At 58.6% G+C, this 20,614-nt stretch carries 18 protein-coding genes; 10 read left to right on the top strand and 8 right to left on the bottom strand.

Annotated features, from left to right (window positions below; all coding sequences use genetic code 11):
• Positions 1-14: 14 nt before the first annotated feature.
• The 5 genes from AC1EKG_RS05860 to AC1EKG_RS05840 form a co-directional block, all read right to left on the bottom strand.
• Positions 15-1,334 (bottom strand): ABC transporter substrate-binding protein, encoded by a 1,320-nt coding sequence (locus tag AC1EKG_RS05860; protein ID WP_004806442.1) that lies wholly within the window; start codon positions 1,332-1,334, stop codon positions 15-17.
• Positions 1,335-1,437: 103 nt separating this feature from the next.
• Positions 1,438-3,669, bottom strand: coding sequence for a 1,3-beta-galactosyl-N-acetylhexosamine phosphorylase (gnpA, locus tag AC1EKG_RS05855; RefSeq protein ID WP_481067778.1), 2,232 nt, complete (start codon positions 3,667-3,669; stop codon positions 1,438-1,440).
• Positions 3,662-4,969 carry a galactokinase family protein gene (locus tag AC1EKG_RS05850; RefSeq protein WP_004806447.1) on the bottom strand — a complete coding sequence of 436 codons (1,308 nt, stop codon included), beginning with the start codon at positions 4,967-4,969 and terminating at the stop codon, positions 3,662-3,664. The genes gnpA and AC1EKG_RS05850 overlap by 8 nt, the downstream gene beginning before the upstream one ends.
• Before the next feature lie 3 nt (positions 4,970-4,972).
• A complete protein-coding gene (locus AC1EKG_RS05845; RefSeq protein ID WP_004806449.1) occupies positions 4,973-5,770 on the bottom strand; it encodes a sugar phosphate nucleotidyltransferase in 798 nt (265 codons plus the stop codon).
• Complete coding sequence (locus AC1EKG_RS05840) at positions 5,767-6,555, bottom strand: DeoR/GlpR family DNA-binding transcription regulator (RefSeq protein WP_004806451.1); 789 nt, start codon at positions 6,553-6,555, stop codon at positions 5,767-5,769. The genes AC1EKG_RS05845 and AC1EKG_RS05840 overlap by 4 nt, the downstream gene beginning before the upstream one ends.
• 234 nt (positions 6,556-6,789) lie before the next feature.
• On the opposite strand from AC1EKG_RS05840, the gene AC1EKG_RS05835 reads away from it, so the two are divergent.
• From AC1EKG_RS05835 to AC1EKG_RS05805, 7 genes are all read left to right on the top strand, one after another.
• Entirely contained in the window at positions 6,790-7,671 is an 882-nt protein-coding gene (locus AC1EKG_RS05835; RefSeq protein WP_004806453.1) for an SIS domain-containing protein, read from the top strand.
• Positions 7,671-8,618, top strand: a complete 948-nt coding sequence (locus tag AC1EKG_RS05830) for an ROK family protein (protein WP_004806455.1) — start codon at positions 7,671-7,673, stop codon at positions 8,616-8,618. Before AC1EKG_RS05835 ends, AC1EKG_RS05830 begins: the two co-directional genes overlap by 1 nt.
• Positions 8,619-9,521, top strand: a complete 903-nt coding sequence (locus AC1EKG_RS05825; protein ID WP_004806457.1) for a 1-phosphofructokinase family hexose kinase — start codon at positions 8,619-8,621, stop codon at positions 9,519-9,521. It abuts the gene before it with no gap.
• On the top strand, positions 9,521-10,354 hold the full coding sequence (locus AC1EKG_RS05820; RefSeq protein WP_004806460.1) for a class II fructose-bisphosphate aldolase: 834 nt from the start codon (positions 9,521-9,523) through the stop codon (positions 10,352-10,354). Before AC1EKG_RS05825 ends, AC1EKG_RS05820 begins: the two co-directional genes overlap by 1 nt.
• A 151-nt stretch (positions 10,355-10,505) precedes the next feature.
• Complete coding sequence (locus AC1EKG_RS05815) at positions 10,506-11,753, top strand: extracellular solute-binding protein (protein WP_004806462.1); 1,248 nt, start codon at positions 10,506-10,508, stop codon at positions 11,751-11,753.
• 37 nt (positions 11,754-11,790) lie between these two features.
• Positions 11,791-12,690 carry a carbohydrate ABC transporter permease gene (locus AC1EKG_RS05810; RefSeq protein WP_040315086.1) on the top strand — a complete coding sequence of 300 codons (900 nt, stop codon included), beginning with the start codon at positions 11,791-11,793 and terminating at the stop codon, positions 12,688-12,690.
• Positions 12,690-13,562 carry a carbohydrate ABC transporter permease gene (locus AC1EKG_RS05805; protein WP_004806465.1) on the top strand — a complete coding sequence of 291 codons (873 nt, stop codon included), beginning with the start codon at positions 12,690-12,692 and terminating at the stop codon, positions 13,560-13,562. Before AC1EKG_RS05810 ends, AC1EKG_RS05805 begins: the two co-directional genes overlap by 1 nt.
• A 49-nt stretch (positions 13,563-13,611) precedes the next feature.
• On the opposite strand, the gene AC1EKG_RS05800 is transcribed toward AC1EKG_RS05805, so the two are convergent.
• Positions 13,612-14,889, bottom strand: a complete 1,278-nt coding sequence (locus AC1EKG_RS05800) for an ABC transporter substrate-binding protein (protein WP_004806467.1) — start codon at positions 14,887-14,889, stop codon at positions 13,612-13,614.
• Between the two features lie 194 nt (positions 14,890-15,083).
• On the opposite strand from AC1EKG_RS05800, the gene AC1EKG_RS05795 reads away from it, so the two are divergent.
• From AC1EKG_RS05795 to AC1EKG_RS05785, 3 genes are read left to right on the top strand one after another with little or no spacing between them, the layout of a single operon-like run.
• A complete protein-coding gene (locus AC1EKG_RS05795; protein WP_004806469.1) occupies positions 15,084-16,070 on the top strand; it encodes an ADP-ribosylglycohydrolase family protein in 987 nt (328 codons plus the stop codon).
• Positions 16,070-17,482 (top strand): purine-cytosine permease family protein, encoded by a 1,413-nt coding sequence (locus tag AC1EKG_RS05790; protein WP_048707687.1) that lies wholly within the window; start codon positions 16,070-16,072, stop codon positions 17,480-17,482. Before AC1EKG_RS05795 ends, AC1EKG_RS05790 begins: the two co-directional genes overlap by 1 nt.
• The gene (locus AC1EKG_RS05785; RefSeq protein ID WP_004806474.1) at positions 17,482-18,387 is read left to right on the top strand and encodes a PfkB family carbohydrate kinase; all 906 of its coding nucleotides are present in this window, start codon (positions 17,482-17,484) and stop codon (positions 18,385-18,387) included. Before AC1EKG_RS05790 ends, AC1EKG_RS05785 begins: the two co-directional genes overlap by 1 nt.
• Here the strand turns inward: AC1EKG_RS05785 and AC1EKG_RS05780 are convergent.
• Both AC1EKG_RS05780 and fbaA read right to left on the bottom strand, forming a co-directional pair.
• Positions 18,373-19,491, bottom strand: coding sequence for a glycerate kinase (locus tag AC1EKG_RS05780; protein WP_004806477.1), 1,119 nt, complete (start codon positions 19,489-19,491; stop codon positions 18,373-18,375). The two genes, AC1EKG_RS05785 and AC1EKG_RS05780, sit on opposite strands and share 15 nt — an antisense overlap.
• 65 nt (positions 19,492-19,556) lie before the next feature.
• On the bottom strand, positions 19,557-20,582 hold the full coding sequence (fbaA, locus tag AC1EKG_RS05775; RefSeq protein ID WP_004806479.1) for a class II fructose-bisphosphate aldolase: 1,026 nt from the start codon (positions 20,580-20,582) through the stop codon (positions 19,557-19,559).
• Between the last annotated feature and the right edge of the window lie 32 nt (positions 20,583-20,614).

Genomic DNA, 20,614 nt, shown 5'->3' with positions numbered 1-20,614 from the left:
CCTTATCAATGTTGCTAGTTAGCTACCGGCAGTTTCTGATCCTGCAAGGACTTGACGGAGGCATCCTGTGCAGTCTTGAAAACGTCAGCAACCTTCTTCTCGCCAGTAGCGGTGTTAGCTGCGGTCTTGTTCATTTCTTCCATGACTCCGCTGAAGCCAGGCATGTAACCGAAGTCCTGAGCCATTACCTCGTTGGCCTTAGATAGCTCGGCAAAAACGTCCTGGCCACCGTAGAACTTGGAGATCTTCTCGGGAGTCTTGGCATCGCCCTTGGCGGCCACTACTAGACCCTGAGACACGAGCGGTTCAATTTGAGTGTTGAACCAGCCAGCAAAGTCGACTGCCGCCTCGGGTGCCTTGCAGCCCTTCATCACGGCTACGCCAGAACCACCGTCGGGGCCAGACTTGACTCCCTGACCGTAGTCCGGCAACTGGGTAACGGCCCATTCGCCCTCGTTGTCAGTTCCAGCCATGTCGTCGACCAGTAGCGGAGCTTCCCAAGCAGCACCGATGGTGCCAATGAGCTTCTTGTCGCCCAGTGCCTTCTTGAAGGAGTCATCCCAGCGATTTTCGGTCAGCACCGCCTTGCTGTCTAGCAAGTCCTGCCAGAACGCGGCAACCTTCTGCGACCCCTCGCCGTCAGTCTTTACTGCCCACTTGTTGTTTTCCACCTTGTACCAGCTGTCTCCAGCGGCGGCAGCCTGAGCGCTCAGCCAGAAGGCGGATTCGTCCGGCTGGAAGTCGGCAATGTACTTGCCAGCAGCAGCAGCCTTCTTGGCAGCAGCCTTGAAATCATCCAGATTCTTCGGGGCTTCGATGCCAAGCTTTTCGAATTCTGCCTTGTTGTAGTAGTAGACCAGCGGGCCAGTATCCTGGGGCAGTCCGACAGTCTTGCCGTCGACGCTCATTAGCGAGAACGGGCCGGCAGCAAACTTATCCTTGTATGCTTCAGCCTGCTTCGTAACGTCCTCAACTAGTCCCTTGGTGTACATCTCCGGGACCTCGGAGTAGCCCAGCTGAGCCAAGCACGGACCGTTATCAGCCTTGATGTCGGTCTCGAGCTTCTTAGTCAGTTCCTGTGCCTTGCCATCGAACTTGGTGGCCTTGACCTGCTTGTCAGGGTTTTCCTTGTTCCACTTCTTCACAATTTCATCGACCTTGGTCATTCCCTCGCCATCGGGCAGGCGGTGGATGAACTGGATCTGAGTATCGGAAGAACTAGAAGTCTCGGTATCTTTCTTAGTCTTGTCAGCGTCAGAAGAGCACGCTGCCAGAGATAGGGACGCAAGCGCGAGCACAGCGATGCCCGCACCGGCTTTACGGAAATTCCTCATTATGAACCTCTTCATTGAAGTGAATAAAATACGCGGGAATATGCGGAACTAGTTTATCTTTTCCGCCCCTCCCTTCCGGTTTCGCACATGTCTCACAAAAACCTCACTTAACCCATTTGACCTGCATAGATGGAACAGTTATAGCTTCTTTCGACACTGTAGAAAATGTGCCAGATTGATCAGTATTGCTGATGTTTGCGACCAGCACCTTGCCGTTGGGATAATGCGCTACTTCCAAGGCCGGGTTATCGCTTACGCCGCTGCAGGCCCACTGCTCTTCGGCTCCAGCCGCCCAGTACAGTGCGCGGTGTAGAAGGCGCGCATTAGGGATCGAATAGGCCAACCCGGATGCGTAGACTGCGCGTCCCGCAAAGTACTGGTTGACTGCTAGGATCAGCCCACCCTCGGTATGAGCTAACGAGGTACCAGTGGTAGCGAATACCCCATTTATTGCCTCGCCGGGAGCAAAGGGGGCAGACAAATCGGCAGTAATAAAGTGATCCTCTGCCCGCCTGGGGTACTTGTCAGTGGACAAGGACCAATCGCGTTCCCGGTCAACACCCAGCACATCGGAGAGGGCGAAAGTAGCGCCCGTACGCCCGGCAGCTGCCGCGGTCAACGCAGTAGGTTCCCCTACCCCGATGAAGCCGCCCCCGCGCGCCACGAACTCGCGCATAGCCACCACTAACTTCGGATCCTCCCATGCCGGACCACCCGAGAAAGCAGTACCAGCAGAACCGGCATTGATTACCACGTCGACGCCCTCTAGCGCCCCGTCTACAACGTCGGCGAAACTGAGGAACTGCACCTCAAAAGGTAGCCCCGCGAGCGCTTCAATAACCCCCACGTAGGAGTAGGCCTCGCGGTAGTGCAGGGCGTGCGCCACCATGTGGGTCTGCCAGCTGCGCAGAGCGCCCCAAGCGTTGACGATTCCCACCTTGATAGGACTGTTCAGCGGGCGCTGCCCATCGGTGACCGAGTGGAGGGAACGGAATTCTGCAACAATCTGTTCCACCCGGTCGATGAAGTCAGGGTGTTGCATGGCTAGTGAGAGGTAGCCGCCGTAGCCCATGCGATCCAGGGGATTACGAATGATGGCTCGGCGAGCGCTCAGCCACGATTCGTTGGCTTCGCCCACCGGATCGCCCTCGGGGTTGAACACATCTGGGAAGAAATAGGGCAAAAACCGTCCCTCCGTGTAGCGCACGCCTGGAATGTCACTGATCATTCGGCAGGTCGCGGCGTTGCCAACGGACCCGACTACCGCATCCAATTCGATGTCTGGGAAGTACTTCCCGTAAGGCTCGGTGCCAATCCAGTTGTCGCCCAGGAACATCATGGCTTCCCTGCCGGCATCGTGAGTGGTCTTCACCAGGGTCTTTGCCTTGTCTGCCACCTGCTTGCTGACGAAGTCAATCCAGTCCAAGAAATGCGCTTTTGGAGGGCGGAAGGGCGAGTTGTAATAGCCGGCATCCACAAAGTCTTCAGGGCGCAGCGCATAGCCCTTTTCTTTTTCAAACGCCTGCAGGGCGGGCACGGAAACCGCGGCAGAATAGCCGAACCAGTCTACGTACTTCTCGCGGGCATCTTCACCGAAGACCAGGGTGAAGTGGTAGAAGAAGGTGGTGAAGCGAACCACGTCTACTTCGGGGTGTTCATCCAACCATTCCTTCAGGGCCTTCTGCATGAACTGCCAGGTCTGGGCGTAGGCAGGATCGTAAGTCTTGTCCTTCTTGCGGGTGGGATCGCTTGCCCAGTCGTTGGTCAGGTAGTTGTAGATCTGGGTCGAATCCCAAATCTGCCGGGCCAGGAAGTTTACCGTGTATTCGTGGAGCAGTTCGGGGCTGGCAATGGTGACGATTGCCGAGGCCGATTCTGCGTCTTCTGGACCGGAGTTAGCCGCTTCCGCTTCCCGATCAATTGGGCGGGCGGGGGCCGGCGCTACGCTCCACCCGCTGGGAGGCACTTCCCTGCCGGTGGTACGGTCTATGACCTGCCAGTACTTAGCCAGGTCGCACTCTAGTTCGGGCGCAAACTGCTGGGCAAAATACCCCTCCATCACATCGATCTGGAGCGCTTCATTGCTGCCAGCTACTTTGCGGCGGCTCATCAAATACTGGTGCACGCGCTGATCTGGGTGCGCCCGCGACCAGCCGTGGTCGCCCCTAGACGGGAAATAGGTGGCATACACCTTGTCGACTAGCTCCTTCGCTAGTGCGGGCAGGGCGGTGCCGTCAGAATTTCGCACCGCATCCGGTTTTAGGCGGGCTACCAGTTCACGAATCTGGCTGTCCATGCCCTCTTCGATAGGTAGGGTCAAGCGGCCACTATCCATTGGTGCTCCTTCTATATGCTCGTCCGGCAAACGCCGCCACGTGGGTGGCAGCGCGGTCTTTCAAATACGGGAATACCCGCAGGTATTCCTTTAGCCATTTACTGGCGAATTCTTCAGCACTCTCGCGCCTGACAAGGGCCCAGACGCTGCCCCCGAAACCAGCCCCGAATGCACTGGCTGCCTGCGCGCCTAGCTGCCGGGCGCTGCGGGCTAGGAAAACGGTCTGCTGCACCTGGTTCTCTAGGCCTGTCTGCGCCAACTGCTGAGAACGGTCCACCAGTTCACCAAAATCTTTCAAGTGACCGCCTGCTAGCGCGTCGGCCGCCAGCGGCACAATTTCTTCGGATTCCGCGTAGAACTGGTCCAGCCGGCGACGCAAATAGTTGTCTTCGCCTACCAGTTCCCGCATGCGGTCTAAGGCATGCTCAGAGGAGGCGATTGCCTCGGCCAACGAGGTATCGGTACGGCCGGTATCTGAATTCCACAACCCCACAATTTCGCGCACCGCCAGAGACACCCGGTTGTAAGCGTCGCGGGCAGCACCGGTCTTTTCGGCCAGCACCCCGGACACTGCCACCACGAAGGCATACCCTTCGGGCACGGGTACCAATGCCCGGCGCCGCACCGGCGAGAAGGAGTATTCCGCTAGTTTGCCCTGTTCGCAGCACAGCATGGCGGTGTGGTCTTCGCTGCCGCCAAAGGTTCCTACCCCGCGTCTGCCTTTTAGATCCCCGAAAGTCATTCCGTTCTCGATGCAAGCCATGTAGCCCGCCAACGATTCGTAGTCGCGAATGTGCCGGCGGAAGAGCGCCAGCGAAGCAATACCGCCCAGGTCAATGAGGCAGCGGGAGATGCCGATGACCATTGCCGAGGAAGAAGACATGCCCGATGCCAACGGCAGGGTGGAGTCCACATCTATTTGTGCCCCCACCACGTAGCCGGGAAAGTTTGCTTCTAGGCGGGTCACTACCGCTTCGGGGTAGGCGGCCCAATGCCCCGGCGGCAGTGGCGGCCTATCCCCGCTGATCTGAATGTCTACGCTTTCGCCAACTGCCGACGAATACACGCGCACCACCGGCTCGTCGATGCGCCTGGCGGTAAACGTAATCCCGCGGTCTACTGCCGCAAGCAGTGACCGGCCACCCGCATAGTCCGTGTGCTTGCCCAGCACTTCAATACGCCCGGGCACAAACCAGGACACTTCGTTTACAGGCCCCGGCAACGCGTCGGGGGTAGATACCTTTGCGGCAATGTTGATTGCCCCGGTGATGGGGCCTGTGGGATAGAGGACCGGATCCATGATTTACAGACTCACCGACACATCTGCCAAGGCTTCTTTGACCGCCGCAATGTCGCGGCGCGAAGACATGTCCAGCACGCCCTCTTTAGAAGGCACTACCGTCACCTGTTCGCCCTGCTCAATCAAATATCTAACCGCATCCACTACCTCGTATTCCCCGCGGGGCGAGGGCGAAATATTGGCGCAGGCAGTAATGACTTGCGGGGTGAACCGCCAGCAGTTCATTGACACGGGAGCTCCGGGCAATTCTTGCAGCTGCTGCGCAGTCGGCTTTTCCACGATGTCGCGAAGATGGCCGTCCTCGGTTGCCATGATGGCGAAGGCCGCAATGCGGTCGGCAGGAATGTTGGAGTTAGCTACTAGCCCGTCGCGGTCAAAGCCAACAGTGGCAGTACCATCGGTTTGCGCCAGTGCCTTGAGCGCGCCGACCGGATAGTAGTTGTCCGAGTTGAGCACCAATGCGCCCTCGGTAAGAAAATCTTTGGCGGCGGCCACCGCGTCGGCAGTGCCTAGCGGCTTCTCTTGTACGGCGTAAGAGATGGTGACCTTCTTGGTAGCCAGCGAATCGTAGTAGTCGCGGAACGCTTGCTGTTCTGGCCCTATTACCAGGCAAACTTCCTTGATACCGGCCTTCACGAGGGCGGAAATAACGTAGTCCAAAAAGGGACGGCCCACGTCGATCAGCCCCTTGGTGCCGGCGGATGCGGCCCCTACCTGGGAGTCTTCTAGTTTCGTGCCGTCGTCGGCGCGCATGCGAGTGCCGAGTCCGCGAGCCATAATGACTGCCTTGCGCGTGCTCATGCTACGGTGACCTCGATTCCGTGTCGTGTTAGTGCGGCTATCTGATCGGCACTGGTACCACCGTCGGTAATAACTTGGTCGATCTTGTCGAAAGAGCAGATGTTAGCGAAGGCGCTTTGCCCGAATTTGGTGTGGTCTGCCAAAACTACAACTTTCTGAGCCACTTCCACCAAGGCCGTATTCACTACAGCTTCGGCTTCGTTGTTTGTGTAAATGCCACCTGATTGTATATCGAGGGAGGTGACTCCTAAAAACAAGAGTCCCACTTTGATGCGCTCCAATACGGCCTTGGCCAGCGACCCTACAAGTTCGTAGGAGCGGGAGCGCGCCACCCCACCGATCACCACGAGTTGCACGTTGGGGCGCACAGTCAGGTCGTTGGCAATGTTTACGGCGTTAGTGATCACTGTCAGCGGCCGTTCGGTAAAGGCTCTTTCCGAGGACGTGCGCACGCCCAGTTCGTAGGCCGCCACTGTGGTGGTGGTACCGCCGTTGAACGAGACAACAGAGCCGGGTTTTGCGAGCAGGCACGCGCGCCGAGCAATGGCCTGCTTTTCGTCCCATTCCCGCGAAGTGCGGTAGCGCATGGGCAATTCTCCCGAGGACGCGTTTGCCTTCGCACCACCTCGTACCCTGGTGATAAGTTGCTGCTCGCTCAGGGCATCTAGATCGCGGCGAACCGTAGCTGGAGATACTCCGAGGGCGGCGACAATATCGTCTACGTGCACACTTCCACGCTCGATCACTAAGTCGACAATTTTTGACTGTCGGTCTTGTCTGCCCACTGCCACTCCTTTGCTAGCCGGGACAAGCAAAATCTTGTCACATTCGCTCAAGCTGTGCAAGAAATTTTGCTCACTTTTGCTGATCGAAGCTTATATGCCCAGCCCAGAAGCCTATTTCGCGATGATTTTTTCTGCCTAAACCCCTTATTTTTCACCGTCACAAGCCCGACTCATTGACCGATTTTGACCGAAAACCCTAGCCTTGAGTCGAAATTCAATCAGAAAGGTGCAGCAATGTCGCTAACCAGTCAGGAAATCAATTCACAGCCGGAAACCTGGCGGAAAACTACGCAGGTGGATGCCTCCGCCCTCGTCACTGAGAAGGGGCGCGTCGCCGTGGTTGGCTGCGGCACCTCATGGTTCATGGCGCAGGCATACGCCCGGATGCGCGAACTAAAGACGGGAGAGGCAACTTTCGCCTACACCGCAACCGAATTCCCCATGGGCGACTGGCAGAAGGTCATCTGCATCTCTCGTTCCGGTACCACTACCGAAATCGTCGATCTGCTGCGGGCGACGCGCGAACAGAACGTTCCGAACGTCCTGATCACCGCGGTCACCCCCGGCCCGGGCAGCGACTACGCGGACGAAGAAATTACTCTTGCCTTTGCCGACGAAGAATCGGTGGTACAGACCCGCTTTGCTACCACCGCCCTACTATTGCTGCTCTCTACTCTTGGCGAGGACGTACAGGCGGCCGCCGCCGATTGCGAAAAGGCCCTGCAACTAGACATTCCCGAGCGATGGGTAAAGGCAGACCAGATCTCGTTCCTGGGTACCGGCTGGACCATTGGCCTAGCAAACGAAGCAGCCCTGAAGAACAGGGAAGCCTCGCAGTCCTGGGCTGAATCCTACCCGGCCATGGAGTACCGGCACGGCCCCATTTCGATCGCCCAACCCGGCAGGCTGGTGTGGGCCTTCGGGAAGCTCCCCGCCGGACTGGCGGAGCAGGTGGCCCAGACCGGCGCAGAACTGGTTACCAGCGAGCTGCACCCGCTAGCACACCTGGTGCTCGCGCAGCGACTGGCGGTCGCCCGCGCCGAGGATCGCGGCCTAAACCCAGACACCCCTCGGAACCTGACCCGTTCGGTGATTCTTGCTGAAGGGCAACACTGATGCACGCCTTCGGGATAGATGTCGGCGGCACCAACATCAAGGCGGTGCTTGCCAGCAAAACCGGCGAGGTCGCAGCCAGGTGGAATCGCCCCACTCCGCGCACCGGCAAGGTGGAGGACATTATCGACGCGCTCGCGGATCTGTATGCCACTATGCGCGCTGAAAGTAGCGGGCTCGAGGGCGTCACCGAGTTGGTACCCACCGTAACGGTGGCAGTACCGGGCATTGTTGACGAGGAACACGGGGTGGGGGTCTACTCCGTCAATTTGGGGTGGAAAGATTACCCGCTGCGCGACGCCCTCGCCACTGCCCTGCAGGTACCCGTAGTGCTAGCGCATGACGTGCGTTCGGGCGCTCTTGGGGAAAGCAGGTGGGGTGCGGCAGAGGCCGATAGCCTCTACATTGCCCTGGGTACCGGCGTTTCCGCAGCCTTGATCATCGACGGCTACCCCGTGGCCGCCCACCCGTGGTCTGGCGAGATCGGGCAACACCTGGTGCCCGATCCGGATCGGCCCGGCCAGAACACCACGTTGGAAAAGGTGTGTTCGGCCTCCGCTTTCGCACGCCGCATGTGGAGGGCGGATCCGCGCCTCATTGCAGAGGATGCGGGGGCGCGCGAGGTCTTCGATCTGGCTCGCGGCGGCAACGAATTGGCGCGGCACATCATTAGTTCTGGTCTGGGCGAGTTGTCGCGCTCCATTGCCGCTGCCATTCATTTGCTTGGTCCCATTCCCGTAGTCGTGGGTGGGGGTATGGCTGGGGCTGGTCCTCTGCTGCTCAATCCCATTGCACAGCAGCTGCGCTCGTACTCGCCGCTGCTCCCCGAAGCTCCTCTGCGCAGTGCCACCTTGGGTACTTACAGTCAGGCTCTGGGGGCTGCAGTGCGCTCGTTCGATTCCTACGTGCAGTGGCGCGCACTGCCCATTAGTTTCCCAGCGGTGGATTAGATGATTCTGACACTTACCGCTAATCCCGCCCTCGACGTTACCTACCGGGTGGAGCACCTGCAGGTGGGGTCTTCTTACCGCGTTGCGCCCACAGTTGCCGCTGGCGGCAAGGGAATCAACGTGGCACGGGTGGCAGCCCGTCTTGGGCATCGGGTCGCGACTACCGGTCCGCTGGGTGGAGCCAACGGGAACCGCATTCGCCGCCTGCTGCAAGATGATGCGGTAGAGCAACGGTTTGTGCCTTCTGCCGCCCCTACCCGCCAGACCGTAAATATCACTTCTGACGGTGACGCCACGATCTTCAACGAGGCGGGGGCGGACCAGCCCGATTCGCTGTGGCAGACCTTGGCTTGCCAGCTGCGGGACGAGGGCGCCCAAGTTGTAACTATCTGCGGCTCCTTTCCACCCCACACCCCCGCGGGAGTGTTGCGGATGCTAGTTGAGGCTGCCAAGGAGGGCGGAAGCCTGGTGGTTGTAGATACTTCCGGCCCGCTGCTACTGGAGGCCGCGAACGCGGGCGCGGACCTTCTGAAACCTAACGAGGCAGAACTGGCGGCGGCGACCGGCGCGGGCGAAGTGGCCGCGGGGGCGGCCCGGCTTTTGCAACTGGGGGCCCAGATGGTGGTGTGTTCTTTGGGCGCCAAGGGCGTGGCTGCTTTTACCGCGCATATGCAGGTCAGCCAGCCGCCCGCCACGCGGGTGCACGGCAACCCGACCGGTGCTGGCGATTCTTTAGTTGCCTCGCTGGCCTCGCAGATGGAGGAGGCCGGCCAGCTCCCACAATCCAAAGACGAACTTTCTTGCTGGCTAAGGAAGGCCAGCGCATTGGCGGCGGCTACGGTAGCCGCCCCTACGGCCGGTGCTTTCGACCCGGCGCTTTACCAAAAACTTTTGGAGGAATAATGCCCCTATCCGACACCGCTGCCCTGGCTCGCCAGGCAGCAGCAAACAAGCAGGGCTTGGGCGCTTTCAATGTGGTGCTGCTGCACCACGCAGAAATGTTCGTCCGCGCCGCCGAAAACGTAGGGCTGCCGGTGATCTTGCAGCTGTCGCAAAATGCCGTGAAATGGCACGGCAGGTTCGCGCCCCTATCTTCAGCACTGCTCGCCCTCGCGAAAGAGGCAAAAGTGCCGGTGGGGGTGCATCTAGACCATGCGGAAGATCCGCAACTGTGCCGCCGCGCCATTGACCTGGGCTATTCCTCGGTCATGTACGACGGCTCCAAGCTGCCGGATGCGGAAAACCGCGAAGCTACCGCGCAGATCGTCGCTTACGCGCACCAGAACGGCGTGTCCGTCGAGGCCGAGCTAGGTGAGGTCGGGGGCAAGAACGGCGTGCACGATCCGAAGGCCCGCACTGCTCCCGAAGATGCGGCCCAGTTCGTAGCGGATACCGGCGTGGATCTACTGGCGGTGGCGGTGGGTTCTTCGCACGCCATGGCAACTCGCGAAGCGGTGTTAGACAATTCCCTGATCGAACGGATCCGCCAAGCAGTGCCTGTTCCCCTTGTGCTGCACGGGTCTTCGGGGGTTCCTGACGACGGCATGGTAGCGGCAATCAGGGCCGGAATGACCAAGATCAATGTCTCTACCCACCTGAATGTGGTCTGCACCCAGCAGGTGCGGGCGGCTTTGAAGGAGGACGAACAGCTGGTCGACCCTCGCAAGTATTTGGGGCCGGCAGATGAGCAGGTGCGCGCAGAGGTCGAACGCCTCCTGCAGCTATATCGCTCATAAGGATGGAACAGTTGGCCGATAACTGGCAGTAAAACCGCAGGTGGTTCATTAGAATCTTCTAATAATGCCAGTTATTGGCCTTCCCGGCCCATCCAATTGCGCATACTTTAACGGTGCACGCAGAGGTGCATAAAAACAGTTAGGGATACATATGCGCAACGCAACGACGCGATTACTGGCGGCAGGTGTCGCCGGAGTTACCGCCCTCACCCTTGCCGGTTGTGGGCAAAGCAAAGATGATTCCGCTTCCTCAGATTCAGGTACCACCCTAAAGATGCTGGTGCCCGCCTACACCGACAATGTGAAGGAATTGTGGGGCGAGGTTATCGACGGTTTCAAGAAAGAAAACCCAGACATCAACATCGACCTGCAGGTTGAATCGTGGGAGAACATCAATGACGTGGTGCGCCAGAACATTCAAGCGGACAAAGCACCCGACATTTTGAACATCGACTCGTTCACTGATTTTGCCGCCGACGACCTGCTCTACAGTGCCGAGGACGTTGCCTCGAAGAAGACCCTGGATAACATCCAGGACTCCTTCAGGAAGAATGCCTCCATGGAGGGCACCCAGTACGGGCTACCCCTATTCGCTTCGGCCCGCGCCCTCTTCTACAACGAAGACCTATTCAAAGAGGCCGGCATCACCGCCCCACCAAAGACCTGGGCTGAGCTAGAAAAGGACGCCAAAGCAATCAAAGCCCTAGGCAAAGATGGTGTAGACGGTTACGGAATGCCGCTCGGTAACGAGGAGGCCCAGGCTGAGGCTGCAATCTGGTTCTTCGGCGCAGGCGGCGGCTACGGTGACGAAAACAAGATCACGGTAGACCAGAAGGCCAACGTTGAGGCCGCCAATTTCATGCAGAAGCTGATCAAAGAGGGCGCCACTGAAGCTAACCCCGGTTCCGCCCAACGCACCCCGCTCGGAAAAACATTCTTCCAAGGCAAGCTCGGCATGGTAGTCGGACTACCCCAATACAAGAAGCTGATCGAAGAACAGAACCCCAAGCTGAACTACAAGATCGCCCCAATACCCACCAAAGACGGCTCAGAAGTAACCCTGGGCGTTGCCGACCACCTGATGGCCTTCGACAACGGCGCCGACAAGCAGGAAGCGATCAAGAAGTTCTTCGACTACTTCTACTCAGATGCTGCCTACCCCAAGTTCGTAGGAACCCTAGGCTTCATCCCGATCACCAAGAGCGCTGGTGAGGCCATGAAGGACGACCCCACCACCAAGGAATTCATTCCGCTGCTCCCCAAGGCGAAGTTCTACCCCTTCACCAACCCAAAGTGGCAATCCGTGCAGGGCTCGATCCAATCCAACATTGGCAAGATCGCCACAGAAGATCCAGCCACGGTACTAAAACAAATCCAATCCGAATCCGAACAAGACTAAAACGGTGGGGGTGGGAAACCACCCCCACTCCACCCCCATGAAAAATAACAAAAATAAGACCTCCGCGGCGCTCAGAGCACTCCCCTGGCTCGCGCCCGTCCTCGTCCTAATCGCAGCCATCGTTGCCTACCCAATGGGACTGATGATCTTCAATTCCACCCGCAAAATATCGCGCATCGGCCGTGACAAAGGATTTGTGGGACTGGACAACTACACCAAGGTGCTCTCGGACCCGGCTCTTCCCCGCGTCCTGGCCAATACCGCCATCTGGGTAATCGCCGTCGTAGTGATCACCATCGTCCTTTCACTAGCACTGGCCAACTTCCTAAACAAAGCTTTCCCAGGCCGCCGCCTAGTGCGCCTGGCAGTCATCATCCCCTGGGCTGCCTCGGTAGTAATGACCACCACCGTGGTCTACTACTCCCTGCAACCAAAACTAGGGTTGGCACAGCAATTCCTAAAAGACATCGGACTGACTTCCAGAACCGACCTAGGAATCACTTCCCAACCCATTCCCGCTTTCCTAGTGGCAATCGCAGTAGCAGTATTTGTTTCACTTCCGTTCACTACTTACACGCTGCTGGCCGGCCACCAAGCCATCACCAATGACGTGCTAGAAGCCGCCCGCGTAGACGGCGCCTCCAAGGTGCGCACCTACTTTTCGATCATCCTGCCGCAGCTGAAACCAGCACTGGCAACCGCCACCACCATCAACATCATCAACGTGTTCAACAACATCCCAATCCTGCAGGTTATGACCGGCGCCATCCCCGGCAACAGCGCCGACACCACGACCACACTGCTGTTCAAATACATCCGCGCTCGCGGCCACGTCGACTGGGCCAGTGCCCTTTCGGTACTGAATTTGGTCCTGATGATCGTCATCATAGGGATCTATCTGGCTCTTGCGAAACCAATGAGGGGGGTTGAAGACTGATGCTCAAAAACTGGTGGAAACGGCACAGCGAACCGTCGGCCCCGGGAGCACACCCGCACACCGGCCTGCGCGTTGCAGCGGGCATAGTGCTGATCGTCCTCTTCGTGTTGCCATATTTGGTAATGGTGCTCGGCTCGCTCAAGTCGCGGGCAGAAGTGCTGTCAATCCCGCCCACGTACCTACCCCAAAACTGGCATTTCGACAATTACCTGACCATGTGGTCCACGCCTGAAACGCCGGTAGGGCAGAACCTGCTGTCTACTCTGATCATTGCCGCAGTGGCCACCCTGATCGTGGTGATCGTGGCGATGCCGGCAGCCTATTACACTGCCAGATTCCGGTTCCCTGGGCGCGGTGCCTTCCTCTTCCTGGTGTTGCTTACGCAAATGTGTCCCCCGGCGCTGGTAGTTGCTGGGCTCTTCCGGGAATTCCAGATGCTGTCCCTCAACGACACGCTACTGGCAATGATCCTTATCAATTCGGCCTTCAACTTGGCCTTCGCAACGTGGATTATGCATTCCTTCTTTGCCTCCGTACCTGCCGAGGTCGACGAGGCCGCACAAATTGACGGGGCCGGGCTTCTGACCGTCCTATTCCGCATCAATTTGCCGCTCGTTTGGCCAGGAATCGTGACTGCGGTGATCTTCACGTTCGTTGCCGCCTGGAACGAATTCGCCGCCTCCCTGGTAGTGCTGTCCTCGCCGGACAAGCAACCACTGTCGGTCGCGCTCACCAAGTTCGTGGGGCAGTACGAGACCAGTTGGCAGTACGTCTTCGGGGTTTCCGTGGTTGCCATCATTCCGGTGGTGATTCTGTTTGCGGTGGTTGAAAAGCGCCTAATCGGCGGTCTCACGGCTGGCTCGATCAAGTAAGCGTGCAAAGTTCTGGGGCGGTTAGCTACGCGCTAACCGCCCCAAATTTTTATCTTTCCGCTACCGGAAGTTTCAAGTCTTTCAGCACCAGCACTGATTCAGCTTGTGCCACCGAGAATAGCTCGCCGACAGGAGCAGTACCGTCGGCCACTTCGCCGGCACTGCGTTTGATTGCCTCGGCTACCGTGTCATAACCGGGAATAAAGTAGGCATCTTGCACCATTGCGTCTTCAGCTTCTTTAGCGGCCGCTACTACATTCTGCCCGCCGTAGAACTGCGATACTTTCGCATCGCTCTTCGGGGTATCCTTCGCGGCTACCACCAGCCCCTGCGAGGCTAGGTCGTCCACGTTGGTGTTGAACCAGTTTGCAAATTCGACGGCCTTGTCCGGGGCCTTGCACCCCTTCATGACTACTACGGCAGAGCCGCCGTCAGGAGCCGTCTGCTTGCCCGCCCCCAGATCGGGCAGCGGGGCAATCCCCCACTTGTCGGTTGTCTCCTGCATGTCTGCGGCCAGCAGCGGGGCCTCCCAGGCTCCTCCGATGGTACCGATCAGTTTTCCCTGTTGCAGTGCCTTCTTGAAGGTGTCATCCCACCGGGGCAGTTTCAGAGCAGCGCCGTCTGCAAAGAGACCCTGCCAAAGGCTGGCGACCCTCTTCGCTCCTGGCCCATCCACGCCCACTTTCCACTTGCCGGACTCGATCTGGTACCACTTGTCTCCGGCGGCCATGGCCTGAGCGGAGAACCAGTATGGGGATTCGTCAGGCTCAAAGTCGGCTACATATTTTCCACTTTCGGCTGCTATTTTTCCTATCTTCCGAAAGTCTGCAATATTCTGCGGCGGGTCAATTCCTAACCGCGCAAAAGCCGACCTGTTGTAGAAATACACCAGTGGGCCCGTATCAGTGGGGAGCCCAAAGTACTTGCCGTCCACCCCGGTCATTGACACTGCCGAGGGCGAATAGTTCTTCTGATATTGCTTTACCTGGGCGGTAACGTCTTGCACCAGTGATTTCGTATAAACACCGGGGATCTCGTTGTAGCCCATCATTGCCAGGCAGGGGGCGGTGCCTGCCTTTACATCCAGCTCGAGCTTCTTGATCAGTTCGTCTAGGCCCGCATCGAATTTTTCGGCCTTGACCTGCGAAGCTGGGTGCTCCTTGTTCCACTTTTGCACCATCTGGGAAACGCTTACCATGTTCTGTCCGTCTGGCAGCGTATGTAAAAATTCGATGGGTTCGGAGGTGGTATTTGTTGTGCACCCTGCTAGCGCACAAATCGGAATGATTGAACTTGCGGCAAGCAACTTGGAGAAACGAGTCCGCATTTTCGCCCCCTAATAGGCATAGAAAAGTTGACTACTGCCAGGTTAACGCAGTTACCGAATGGGCAGGAAACGTTAACCGCATTTGTTCTGTATTGGCTGTTGCCGCATTTTGAGCTACCACTTTTGCGTCTTTTGAGATTCATTTACCCGTGTTTTCTAAAAGCGCTAGGGTTAGAAAAAACCTTAGGGGAATAATGACTGTTGACCTCATTGAAAAAGCGGAAGGTTGCCTGCTAGGCCTAGCTTTAGGGGATGCGCTCGGGGCCCCCACGCAATCCTTGTCGCCGCAGCAGATTATCTCTACCTACGGGCGCATTACGCACCTTCGGGATGCCAGTGCGGACCAACCAATCGCACCGAATCTTCCTGCCGGACGGGTCACTGACGACACTGATCAGGCGCTCATCGTCGCCCACATGCTAGTGCAGGGACTCTCCGCTCCCGCCTTTGCGCAGGCGTTACTCGATTGGGAAGACCACATGATCGCGATAGGTTCGCTAGATCTGCTCGGCCCTTCCACCAAGGCCGCCCTCTATAAGATTCGCGAGGGCGGGGACCTGACAGAGGCGGGAAAATACGGCTCCACTAACGGTTCTACGATGCGCATTGCGCCGGTGGGCATTGCCTACCCGCCTGGCCAGCACCTTCGGGAGTCCGTCTGCCAGATATCGTCACTCACTCACGGCACTACGATCGGCATCTCGGCCGCCATGACGGTGGCGGTGACCATCAGTAATGTCCTGGAGGGGGCGGCCCTGCCCGAGGCGCTAGCTGCGGGGATCGCCGAGGGCAGCAAAGACTACGGCAACTGGGTCGCGGGCGCGTCAATCCCCGCCCGCTTCAAGGCGCTGTGGCCACTGTGTCAATCCATGGGTGAGGAAGAATTTTCTACCTTCTTACAGCAGGTAGTGGGCACGTCTGTGCAGTCTCCCGAATCGGTTACTGCCGCTCTACTGCTGGCCTGCAAGTATGCGGACAAGCCTTTTACGGCCCTGTGCGCGGCGGCGAATCTGGGCGGGGACACCGACACCATTGGGGCCATAGCCGGGGCCATCTTAGGTGCCCTGCACGGCCCTGCTGGTTTTCCGCCCTCGCAGATTGGCCTGGTTGAAGAGGTCAATGAGCACGATTTTGCCGGCACTGCCGAAAAGCTCTTGGCACTGCGCAAAGGGGAACAATAATGGGCCGCCGTCTTACTTCCTACGAGCAGCGAGGCATCGAACCGGTTCCTGCCAGCGAGCGTGGCGGCAACCCGCTGGAATTGTTCTGGGTGTGGTTCGCGGCGAATATTTCAGTGCTCGGCCTTCCCCTGGGAGTTTCGCTGATCGCCCTCGGACTTAGTATTCCGCAGGCTCTCTTTGCGGCCACCGTCGGGTCAGTGGGTTCTTTTGCCGTCGTGGGCATCATTTCGGTAGCTGGCAGGAATGGTGGGGCGCCGTCGCTCACATTGTCCAGGGCGATGTTCGGCACCCTGGGCAACATTGGGCCCACGTTCATCTCCCTGCTCTCGCGATTGGGCTGGGAAACAGTCAATACTGCGACGGCGGCACTGGCGTTCGTGACTTTCTGCTCCTACTGCTTTGGCACTGCCGGCACGGCGGCAAAGGCACCTGTCATTGCAGTGGTTGGAGCTGTTGGTTTTGTCGCCCTGACGGTCGCGGCGGCTGGACTGGGCCACGCCGCTATCTTGGTGGTGCAAAAATGGGCGACTTGGATATTCGGAGCCTTAAACCTGCTGGTGGCAGCCTTTTTATTGGTCCGAGTGAATTTCTCTGCGCTGGGAACAAAGCCCGGTGCCGGCCTTGCCGAAGTGCTCACGGGAATAGGCATCATTGCCGCTGGGACGGGCATTGGCTGGGCTAACTCCGGCGCCGATATGGCCCGCTACCAGCGTCCCTCGGTGACAGGGGGCGCCCTCGTACTTTCTGCCGCCGCGGGTGCCGGCATCCCGCTGGTCATCATGATCGGCATGGGTGCCCTCATTGGCGGTTCTAACCAGCAGGTGCTTGCATCCCCCAACCCGATGGAGGCTATTCGGCAAACTCTGCCCGAGCCGATGGCAGCTACCTACCTACTGGTTTCGATTGTCGGCCTTTTGCTCTCTAATCACCTGTCGGTTTATTCAGCCGGGCTTACTACCCTCACCCTCGGCATCCGCATTCCCCGCGTGTGGGCAGTGCTAGTTGACGTGGTCGCTACCACTTCAGGATCCATCCTGTTTCTGCTTGTGGCGCAGGGTTTTTACGGGCCATTTGTTGCCTTCATTTCCGTGCTGGCGATTCCCATTGCCGCGTGGATCGGCATCTTCTTGGTGGACATGTGCTTCCGGAACAGCTACAGCGGCCCTGACCTGCTAGACCTTTCGGCAGGAGGCAAGTACTTTTACACCGGCGGGATCAGGTGGGCAGCACTTCTTCCCTGGCTGCTTGCCATCGGAATTGGTTCACTATTCATTCAGGTAACCGACGGGTCGACGCCCATATTTACGGGACCGGCCTATTCCACCTGGATTGGTCAGGCAGGGTTGGCTTGGCTAGTAACCTTGGTACTTGCCGCAGCCTGCTACGCCCCTCTTGCTAGGAGGCGATTCTGATGGCGCGACTGATCCATACCGGCCAGGCGATTGTAGACCTCACAATGTCCCTCGCCAGGGTACCTAAGGCAGGCGAGGACGTCTTCGTAGATTCACACAACTTTGCAGCTGGCGGCGGTTTCAACGTCATGGCAGCGGCAGCTCGCGACGGCGCCGAGGTAGTCTATGCCGGGACCTGTGGCACGGGCTTCTTTGGGGACCTAGTGCGCAGCGCAATGCAGGCCGAGGGCGTCCATCTAGCCCTGCCGCCCATTCCCGATCAAGACACTGGTTTTTGCATTGCCATGACGGATGCACAGGCAGAAAGAACCTTCGTCTCTACGGTGGGCGCCGAAGCGCAGCTAACCGCTCAGCTGCTGGCGCAGGTGCCGCTATCTTCCGAAGACGTAATCTATCTTTCCGGGTATTCCTTCGTTCACCCCCAAAACAGCGCGGCACTATTGCAGTGGTTGCCCACGGTCAAGGCCAAGCAGATCGTATTAGATGTCAGTCCCGTGGTAGGCGACATTGCCGCCCTCGATAAGGTGCTTGGCCTGTGCAGTGTAGTCAGCGTGAACGAACGCGAATTAGCGTTGCTCGAATACTCCACGGCTATGGCTGGAGCCGCCCTCGCTAGACAATTCCACGTAACCGTGCTGGCTCGGGCTGGAGCCGCGGGCACCACTATCTATTGGCCGTCCTCGGATCCACCCAAGCACGTGGCAACGCCCGTGGTAAGTCCCGTCGACTCCAATGGGGCCGGAGACGCCCACGCGGGAGTCTTTTGTTCTTCCCTGTTAGCTGGCCTGGACACGGTTCAGGCAGTAAGGCGCGCGAATGTGGCCGGCGCACTGACCGTCACCAAAGCAGGCCCTGCCACCTCCCCCAGCCGGGCACAAATCGAGGCGTATCTACAGCAGCTTTAGGCGCAGACAATTCGCGACGGTGCTCGCAATGTTTTTGGCGGCACTCTTCTTTGCTTCCTCAAGCGACATTGGGGCAAACAGGGTAGGCACAACCGCTGCAAACGGGTGCGGCACCAGTTCCTCCGCGTCGGACCCAACCCTGCCCGCCACCGCGATGGTTGGCACGTGCTGTTCTGCAGCCATCTGCGCTACCCCATATGGGGTTTTCCCGTAACGAGTTTGCCCGTCAATCTTGCCCTCGCCAGTAAAGACCAGGTCTGCTCCCCGGATTTTTTCCGGCAGGCCCACGGCTTCTCCGACCGCCTGCACTCCGGGTCGTAGCTGGGCACCCAGAGCAAGGAGGGCAACCCCCATGCCCCCTGCTGCCCCTGCCCCGGGAAGATCAATCAGTTCTTTGCCGGTAACCTGTTCCAGCAGCCTTCCCCAATACGCCAGAGTGCGATCCAAGTCTTCGATGTCAGATTGGGTGGCCCCTTTTTGCGGGCCGAAAATCGCGGAAGCGCCCTCGCGGCCGCATAGCGGGTTAGTTACGTCGCTAGCTACGGTAAGTTCCATTGCCGCCACAGTCTGCAGAGCAGGTTCCAGGGCCAGCTGCGTAATTTGCGGAATATTCTTTACTAGCGGCTCTACGGCATGTCCGTTCTGATCAAAGAATTGTGCTCCCAGCCCTGCCAGGAGTCCGATCCCGCCATCGTTTGTAGCAGATCCGCCCAGGCCAATCAGTGCTCGATGTATGCCCATCGATGCCATCGCTCGCAGTGTCTGCCCTGCCCCTCTGGAAGAGGCCGACCAAATGTCCCGCCTAGCAGGGGCTACCAGGCCCAATCCCACAGCAGACGCCACCTCAAAGACTCCCGCCTGCCCGACTTTGCCAAAACGAGCACCTACGGAAGTGCCCATTGGGCCGTGCACCTGCAATTCCTGCCAGTATCCACCCAACGCTGCAACAACTGCCGAGGCCGTGCCTTCGCCTCCGTCTGCCATGGGAACCAAAGTGCAATCTGCCTCGGGTGCCACTTCGCGGACTCCCCACTCCATTGCGGCGGCCACCTTGGCGGCGCTCAGGCATTCCTTAAATGAATCTGGTGCAAGTACAACCCTCATGATTTTTCTCCAACGAAAATGGGGCCGGCGCTCTTTGGCGCCAGCCCCACAAATCCGCGCAGGATTTACTTCATCTTGGTGCCCTTGGAGCCGAGTCGTTCACAGGCCTCGACAACGCGTGCAGCCATGCCAGCTTCAGCAGCCTTGCCCCAAGAACGGGGATCGTACTGCTTCTTGACGCCTACCTCGCCGTCGATCTTCAGGACGCCGGAGTAGTTCTCCATCATCCAGGCAGCAACCGGACGGGTGAAGGCGTACTGGGTGTCGGTGTCGACGTTCATCTTGATGACGCCGTTCTTTACAGCGGTGGCGATTTCTTCGGCAGTGGAGCCGGAGCCGCCGTGCATTACTAGGTCGAATGGACGATCGCCAGCGTTGAACTTGGCGCCGACCTCTTCCTGGATGGTGCCCAGGATTTCCGGACGCAGCTTCACGAAGCCGGGCTTGTATGCGCCGTGAACGTTACCGAAGGTAAGAGCAGTCATGTAACGGCCCTTTTCACCTAGGCCAAGAGCCTCGACGGTCTTGATGCCATCTTCGGTGGTGGTGTACAGCTTCTCGTTAATTTCGCCCTTGATGCCGTCTTCTTCGCCGCCGACAACGCCGATTTCAACTTCCAGGATGGTGTTGGCCTTCTGGGACAGCTCCAGCAGCTCCTGGCCAATCTTCAGGTTCTCGTCGAGCGGAACGGAGGAGCCGTCCCACATGTGCGACTGGAAGAACGGATCGCGGCCAGCCTTGACCTCTTCGGCCTCCAGCTCTAGCAGCGGACGTACCCAAGAGTCGATGTTCTGCTTGGCGCAGTGGTCGGTGTGCAGCGCAACGGTGACGTTGTAGTTCTTGGCGACCTCACGGGCGTAAGCAACCATTGCCAGCGAGCCGGCAACGCGATCCTTCTTGGTAGAACCAGAGAAGTATTCGGCACCACCTACGGAAACCTGGATGATGCCGTCAGATTCGGCTTCCTCGAATCCACGCAGGGCAGCAGTTAGGGTCTGGGAAGAGGTTACGTTGATTGCCGGGTACGCGAACTTCTGTTCCTTTGCCCGGTCCAGCATTTCGGCGTAGACCTCTGGGGTTGCGATTGCCACAGGTATCTCCTTTTAACTAGAGGATCGCTACA

Source organism: Winkia sp. C0117E2 (genome assembly GCF_056590455.1).
Note: the sequence above shows the minus strand (reverse complement) of the source record. Positions and strands in the feature narration are given on the sequence as shown.

What these genes read in the sequence shown, in the direction of transcription:
- AC1EKG_RS05860 (WP_004806442.1), bottom strand. Translation starts at nt 1,334, where the DNA reads ATGAGGAATTTCCGTAAAGCCGGTGCGGGCATCGCTGTGCTCGCGCTT.
- gnpA (WP_481067778.1), bottom strand. Translation starts at nt 3,669, where the DNA reads ATGGATAGTGGCCGCTTGACCCTACCTATCGAAGAGGGCATGGACAGC.
- AC1EKG_RS05850 (WP_004806447.1), bottom strand. Translation starts at nt 4,969, where the DNA reads ATGGATCCGGTCCTCTATCCCACAGGCCCCATCACCGGGGCAATCAAC.
- AC1EKG_RS05845 (WP_004806449.1), bottom strand. Translation starts at nt 5,770, where the DNA reads ATGAGCACGCGCAAGGCAGTCATTATGGCTCGCGGACTCGGCACTCGC.
- AC1EKG_RS05835 (WP_004806453.1), top strand. Translation starts at nt 6,790, where the DNA reads ATGTCGCTAACCAGTCAGGAAATCAATTCACAGCCGGAAACCTGGCGG.
- AC1EKG_RS05830 (WP_004806455.1), top strand. Translation starts at nt 7,671, where the DNA reads ATGCACGCCTTCGGGATAGATGTCGGCGGCACCAACATCAAGGCGGTG.
- AC1EKG_RS05825 (WP_004806457.1), top strand. Translation starts at nt 8,619, where the DNA reads ATGATTCTGACACTTACCGCTAATCCCGCCCTCGACGTTACCTACCGG.
- AC1EKG_RS05820 (WP_004806460.1), top strand. Translation starts at nt 9,521, where the DNA reads ATGCCCCTATCCGACACCGCTGCCCTGGCTCGCCAGGCAGCAGCAAAC.
- AC1EKG_RS05815 (WP_004806462.1), top strand. Translation starts at nt 10,506, where the DNA reads ATGCGCAACGCAACGACGCGATTACTGGCGGCAGGTGTCGCCGGAGTT.
- AC1EKG_RS05810 (WP_040315086.1), top strand. Translation starts at nt 11,791, where the DNA reads ATGAAAAATAACAAAAATAAGACCTCCGCGGCGCTCAGAGCACTCCCC.
- AC1EKG_RS05805 (WP_004806465.1), top strand. Translation starts at nt 12,690, where the DNA reads ATGCTCAAAAACTGGTGGAAACGGCACAGCGAACCGTCGGCCCCGGGA.
- AC1EKG_RS05800 (WP_004806467.1), bottom strand. Translation starts at nt 14,889, where the DNA reads ATGCGGACTCGTTTCTCCAAGTTGCTTGCCGCAAGTTCAATCATTCCG.
- AC1EKG_RS05795 (WP_004806469.1), top strand. Translation starts at nt 15,084, where the DNA reads ATGACTGTTGACCTCATTGAAAAAGCGGAAGGTTGCCTGCTAGGCCTA.
- AC1EKG_RS05790 (WP_048707687.1), top strand. Translation starts at nt 16,070, where the DNA reads ATGGGCCGCCGTCTTACTTCCTACGAGCAGCGAGGCATCGAACCGGTT.
- AC1EKG_RS05785 (WP_004806474.1), top strand. Translation starts at nt 17,482, where the DNA reads ATGGCGCGACTGATCCATACCGGCCAGGCGATTGTAGACCTCACAATG.
- AC1EKG_RS05780 (WP_004806477.1), bottom strand. Translation starts at nt 19,491, where the DNA reads ATGAGGGTTGTACTTGCACCAGATTCATTTAAGGAATGCCTGAGCGCC.